We start from the raw sequence: 5361 nt of genomic DNA, 5'->3' as shown, positions 1-5361 counted from the left end.
GGATGATGCCTACCTCACCAGCCTCCTACAACTATTCTGAAGTGCGATTGCCCTGGGATCGGGACGGGGTGGGGTTGTTTCTGATCGATGCGAAGGCCGAAGGGGTGTCACGGCGCGGCTATGCGATGCAGGATGCGCTGCGCGGGGCGGAGGTTTCGCTTGCCAATGTGCGGGTGCCGGCGGCGCGGCTGGTGGGCGATCTGGCCGTGCTCGAGCGGGCGGCGGATGAGGCGGTTGCCGCAATCTGTGCCGAGGCGGTGGGGGCGATGGAGGCGCTCATCGCGATGACGGTGGATTACATGAAGACCCGCAAGCAGTTCGGTGTCGCGATTTCGGCGTTCCAGGCGTTGCAGCATCGGGCGGTGGATATGTATGTCGCGCTGGAGCAGGCGCGCAGCATGGCGATTTTCGCGGCGATGTCCGCGGCCGACGACGATGCGAAGGTTCGGGGCGAGGCGATGGCGATGGCGAAGGCCGCGGTCGGCAGGGCGGCGAAATTCGTGGGTCAGCAGGCGGTGCAGCTGCATGGCGGCATCGGCGTGACGATGGAGTACAAGGCGGGGCATCTGTTCAAGCGGCTGACGATGATCGAGATGCAGTTCGGCGATGCCGATTATCATCTGCGGCGGTTGGCGGCATGATCAGGCGCGTGACCGTCAGTCTATGCCCGGCATCGACATAGCGTTCCGGTAGGAAAACAAGGCGATTGACGGTCCGGACGGCTTATGTCCCGCGCCGGGCGCGGCATAGTTTGATGAAGCCGGATACCGCAGCACCTTGCGGGCGGCCGGCGGGTGTTGCCAGTCGTACGGTGCGGGTCAGAACCGGGTTGTCGATCGGTCGTGCGGTGACCTGGCCGGGCAGTGCGATGCGTTCGGACAGCAGGGCGACGCCGATGCCGGCGGCGACCAGATCGAGCATGTGGCTGGTGGCACCATCGCAGCGGCGAAACCGGTATCTGGTGCTGGGTGCGGTCTCCAGCCGAGCGGCGAAACCACCGCAGCGTTCACCATGCAGCAGCGTCTCGCCTTGCAGATCATCGGCTGTGAGCGTGTCGCGGCTGGTCAGCGCGTGGTTGGTCGGCAGCACGGCGACGGCGCGATCTTCGTAGAGCGGCCAATGGTTGAAGCGGTCGGGCAGGTCGCAATCCTGCGGCAGCAGGGCGCAATCGAGCATATCGGCCAGCATCGCCTCGATCAGGCTGGCGGCGGCGGCCTCTTCGAACCGGATCATCAGATCGGGCAGGATCGCGGCGACTTCGCGGATCGCGAAAGCGATCGCAGCACAGCCGATGCCGGGTGCGAGGCCGATCTTCAGACTGGCCACCGGCTGGCGGCGGCGTGCATCGGCCAGGGCGGCGGCGCTGTCGGCCGCCATCAGCATAGCGTCGAGATGCGGCAGCATGGTGCGGCCGAGGTCGGTCAACTGGGTTAGGTTGCGTTCGCGAAACAGCAGTGCGCCGCCTAACTCCTCTTCAAGCCGCTGGATTGCGCGGGTCAGCGCCGGCTGGGTGACGTTGCAGGCTTCGGCGGCGCGGGTGAAGTTCAGCGAGCGACTGAGCGCCACGAAATAACGGACCTGGGTGAGTTCCATCCCCGTTCACTCGGGCGTGTCGAGCTGTCGCAGCGCGGCGATGATGCGCTCGGGTCCGGCGCGATGGGTGAAATCGACATCGGCGAACCGCCAAGCCACTCTGCCGTCCCGATCGAGCAGGAACACGGCGGGGATCGGCAGGAACCATGCCTCGTTGCCATGGCGATCCGGGATGTCGAGCCCGACGGTGATCAGCCGCGCCTTATAGAGGGGTGGCAGGCGGAACACCACGCCGGCGGCCAGTCCGACCCCGCAATCGACGTCCGACAGCACATCGAACGCGGCGCCGTGCTTGATCTTGGCGTCATGTGCCGCTGCTCCGGTATCGGGTGTCAGTGCAACCAGCGTGGCGCCGAGCGCCTCGATCTCCGGCAGGGCCGTCACCAGCGCATCGAGCATCAGCCGGCAATAGGGGCACCATTCGCCGCGAAAGAACTGCACGATCACCGGCCCGCGTGCCAGCAAGCCGGAAAGTGACACCAGCCGTCCCTCGGAGTTCGGCAGCATGAAATCGGGGAACTGCGCCTCTTCGGCCAGTACGCCGGGCATGAACCCGTTGCGGTTCAGCGTCGCGACGGTTTCCTCATAGGCCGCGCGCACCGCCTCGTTGACCAGGCGGGTCGCGCGTTCGGCATCGAGCATGTCCTGAAGGTTCATCGGCGGATCATACCGTGATACGCAATACTGCCATAGATCGCCCTCCTGGACCGATTGGTGCCCGACCGCCGGTGCAACACCGGCCGATCGGGGTACGCCGCCGATTATTGTGCCGTGTGGCTCATCGTGTCGTGTTTCATCGTGTCATGCTTCATGGCGTTATGCTTCATCATGTTGGGTTTGGTCATGACGTGCTTCATGGCGTGATGCTTCATCGTACTATGGCTCATCGTGCTATGCTTCATCGTACCATGAGCCATCGTGCTGTGGCTCATGGTATCGGGCTTGGCCATGCTGTCGGTGGTCTGGGCCTGGGCGATGCCGGTGGCGGCGAGGCCGAGCACCATCGTGGTGGCGAGCAGAAAGCGGTTCATTGCAGTCTCCGTGCTGTTGATGATCGAATTGCGGGAACGACCGTTGGAGCCGCCCTACGCCTCGATGATGTGCCGCCGATCCATCATCCGCGCCAATGCCGTTTGGGCATGGTTTCGATACCTCGACGCCGCATGTTCGTTGCGCGCATGAATGGCGCATGGACATCGCCCCGTATCCAGGAGACCAGCCCATGCCGTCCGATCCCCCCCCGACCAGCCGCATGCCGATCCATCCGCTCGCCTTGCGGCTGATGCACTGGCTCAACGCCATCGCCATCATCACCCTGATCGGCAGCGGCTGGGAAATCTACGACGCCTCACCCTTCCTGCCCTTCACCTTTCCCCAATGGGCCACGATCGGCCAATGGCTCGGCGGCGCGATCGCCTGGCATCTGGCCGCGATCTGGCTGCTGATGCTCAATGGCGCGCTCTATCTCGGCTGGGGCATCGCGAGCGGTCATTTCCGGCGCAAGCTGCTGCCGCTCACCCCGCGCTCCGTGCTGCACGATGCCCTTGCCGCGGCGCGGTTCCATCTGCCCCATCGCCCCGGCGTCTACAACGCGGTGCAGCGCCTACTCTACCTCGGCGTCATCGCGCTCGGCATCCTCGCGGTGCTCAGCGGTCTCGCGGTCTGGAAACCGGTGCAGCTCTGGCCCTTGTCCGATCTGTTCGGCGGATTCTTCATCTCGCGCATCATCCATTTCATCGCGATGACCGGCATCGCTTTGTTCCTGGTCGTGCATCTGCTCCTGGTCGCTCTGGTGCCGCGGGTGCTGCCCGCCATGATCACCGGCGGACGCCTGCCTACCCCGGAATCCCCGCTCTCTCACTCCGAACTCGCAGAGTAATCCCATGGCAAACCTCACCCTCAACCGCCGCAACCTGCTCGGCCGCGCCCTCGCCCTCGGTGCCGCCGCCACCCTGACCGGCTGCGATTTCGACGATCCCGCCCACCCCGACCTGGTGGACCGCGTGCTCAGCGCCATGTCGAGCTGGAACGACGATGTGCAGGCCGCCCTGTTCAATCGCCATACCCTTGCCCCCACCTATCCTGCCTCGGCGATCACCCACCCGCCCCGGTTCAACGCGTTCTACAGCATGGATCAGGCCCCCCGGGTCGATCCCGCGACCTGGCGGCTGGCCCTGACCGGGCGGATCGGCAACAAGCAACCGCTCAAACTCGCGCAACTTCGCGCGATGCCGCAGGAAAGCCAGATCACGAGGTTCATCTGCGTCGAAGGCTGGCGCGTCATCGGCCAATGGAGCGGTGTGCCGTTGTCCACGGTGCTGCGGGCGATCAACGCGGATCTGAACGCACGCTATGTCTCATTCCATTGCGCTGACGGCTATTTCGAGAGCATCGACATGGAATCCGCGCTGCAGCCACAGACCATCCTCGCGCTCGATTTCCTGGGTGCCCCACTCACCGCTCCGTTCGGTGCGCCGGTGCGCCTGCGCATCCCGACCAAGCTCGGCTACAAGAATGCTAAATCGATCGTCGCCATGGGCGTGACCAACCAGTTCCCCAGCGGGTATTGGGAAAAACAGGGCTATAACTGGTTTGGCGGGTCATGAAGATGCGGCGCATGACCAAGGCGATCATCGCAGCGACGCTGCTCGCAATGCCGATCGCCCAAGCTCGCCCCGTCGTGGTCGAGCTTTATACCTCGCAGGCCTGCTCGGACTGCCCGCCCGCCGAAGCGCTGATGGCGCGGCTTCAGGCGGCGAACCCCGACATCCTCGTGCTGACCGAACACGTCGCCTATTTCAATGGGCCAAGCTGGGCGGACCGGTTCGCCCTGCCGCAGGCCACCGCACGGCAGAAATGGTACGCCGCGCACGATGATGCATCGGACATCTACACCCCGCAGGCGATTATCGATGGCCGCACCGCAGCCATCGGTTCGGATCGTTCGGCGGTCACCGCTGCAATTGCCGCCGCATCGCTCCGCGCCGCCCATCCCACCGCCCAAGTGACGATCATGCCGAGCCCCACCGGCTGGACCGTCTCGATCAGCGGCACCGCACCGCGCCGTCCCGCCGAGATCACTTTGTTCCGCTACGATGCCACTGACCGCACCGCTATCCACGGCGGCGAAAACCGCGGCCTCGACCTGCGACAGATCCACGTCGTCCGTGCGATCACCCCGCTCGACACCTGGACCGGCCAGCCGCTCACACTGCAAGTCGACCATGCCGTCGCTCAGCACATCGCGATCCTGATCCAACACAAAGACGGCACCATCGTTGGCGCGGCTGCAAGCTGAGACAGCGACAAGATGCGGGGGCATCGCACGTCTTTTCGATCGTGCCGGCTTCCGATTGGATGATCGGGGTTATGGTGCCGCTGCGCTGATGTGAGTTTTCCTTAAATCGGCTCTGCGTCAGATTTGGTGCAAAAGGACGTTTGGCGGCGGCATTGTTATTTTAATTCGTAATATTTCGGTGCTTGCCTAGCCATTCATTGAGCGCTTCAGCAGCTTAAAACGTTTGATCTGGCTCTCGGTTTGGCTGCTTCAGGTTTCGGCGATCGCGTTACCCTGAATTACTCGCCAAAGCAGACGTGCACCAACTTCGACGCAGAGCCCTTAAATCCCGGAATCGCCGTTTTTCGGTCGGAACGTTCCTTAAATCCCGGACGCGCCGTGTCAATTAGCCTCATGATACCAACATTGGTTTACACTTCTCCACCTCCCCCAACACCGTCGACTTGAAATACCGGCGGCCAGCGTCGTCG

General features: G+C 63.9%; 7 protein-coding genes. 4 read left to right on the top strand and 3 right to left on the bottom strand.

The annotated features are described in order from the left end of the window. Positions 1-641, top strand: a 641-nt coding sequence (locus ACP5E6_RS15825) for an acyl-CoA dehydrogenase (protein ID WP_427955666.1), incomplete at its 5' end; no start/stop codon positions are given. 82 nt (positions 642-723) lie between these two features. On the opposite strand, the gene ACP5E6_RS15820 is transcribed toward ACP5E6_RS15825, so the two are convergent. From ACP5E6_RS15820 to ACP5E6_RS15810, 3 genes are all read right to left on the bottom strand, one after another. Next, a complete protein-coding gene (locus ACP5E6_RS15820; RefSeq protein ID WP_427955664.1) occupies positions 724-1593 on the bottom strand; it encodes a LysR family transcriptional regulator in 870 nt (289 codons plus the stop codon). A 6-nt stretch (positions 1594-1599) separates the two neighbouring features. After that, a complete protein-coding gene (locus ACP5E6_RS15815; protein ID WP_427955661.1) occupies positions 1600-2250 on the bottom strand; it encodes a peroxiredoxin-like family protein in 651 nt (216 codons plus the stop codon). 104 nt (positions 2251-2354) lie between these two features. Further along, positions 2355-2624 carry a hypothetical protein gene (locus ACP5E6_RS15810; protein WP_427955660.1) on the bottom strand — a complete coding sequence of 90 codons (270 nt, stop codon included), beginning with the start codon at positions 2622-2624 and terminating at the stop codon, positions 2355-2357. A gap of 191 nt (positions 2625-2815) precedes the next feature. On the opposite strand from ACP5E6_RS15810, the gene ACP5E6_RS15805 reads away from it, so the two are divergent. From ACP5E6_RS15805 to ACP5E6_RS15795, 3 genes are read left to right on the top strand one after another with little or no spacing between them, the layout of a single operon-like run. After that, a complete protein-coding gene (locus tag ACP5E6_RS15805) occupies positions 2816-3472 on the top strand; it encodes a cytochrome b/b6 domain-containing protein (protein ID WP_427955657.1) in 657 nt (218 codons plus the stop codon). A gap of 4 nt (positions 3473-3476) precedes the next feature. Next, complete coding sequence (locus ACP5E6_RS15800; protein WP_427955655.1) at positions 3477-4199, top strand: molybdopterin-dependent oxidoreductase; 723 nt, start codon at positions 3477-3479, stop codon at positions 4197-4199. An 11-nt stretch (positions 4200-4210) separates the two neighbouring features. Next, the gene (locus tag ACP5E6_RS15795; RefSeq protein ID WP_427955653.1) at positions 4211-4891 is read left to right on the top strand and encodes a DUF1223 domain-containing protein; all 681 of its coding nucleotides are present in this window, start codon (positions 4211-4213) and stop codon (positions 4889-4891) included. The last annotated feature ends 470 nt before the right edge of the window (positions 4892-5361 follow it).

It is taken from the genome of Acidiphilium sp. (genome assembly GCF_049977125.1).
Lineage (GTDB): Bacteria > Pseudomonadota > Alphaproteobacteria > Acetobacterales > Acetobacteraceae > Acidiphilium.
This window is presented reverse-complemented; position numbering and strand designations above follow the sequence as displayed.

What these genes read in the sequence shown, in the direction of transcription:
- ACP5E6_RS15820 (WP_427955664.1), bottom strand. Translation starts at nt 1,593, where the DNA reads ATGGAACTCACCCAGGTCCGTTATTTCGTGGCGCTCAGTCGCTCGCTG.
- ACP5E6_RS15815 (WP_427955661.1), bottom strand. Translation starts at nt 2,250, where the DNA reads ATGAACCTTCAGGACATGCTCGATGCCGAACGCGCGACCCGCCTGGTC.
- ACP5E6_RS15810 (WP_427955660.1), bottom strand. Translation starts at nt 2,624, where the DNA reads ATGAACCGCTTTCTGCTCGCCACCACGATGGTGCTCGGCCTCGCCGCC.
- ACP5E6_RS15805 (WP_427955657.1), top strand. Translation starts at nt 2,816, where the DNA reads ATGCCGTCCGATCCCCCCCCGACCAGCCGCATGCCGATCCATCCGCTC.
- ACP5E6_RS15800 (WP_427955655.1), top strand. Translation starts at nt 3,477, where the DNA reads ATGGCAAACCTCACCCTCAACCGCCGCAACCTGCTCGGCCGCGCCCTC.
- ACP5E6_RS15795 (WP_427955653.1), top strand. Translation starts at nt 4,211, where the DNA reads ATGACCAAGGCGATCATCGCAGCGACGCTGCTCGCAATGCCGATCGCC.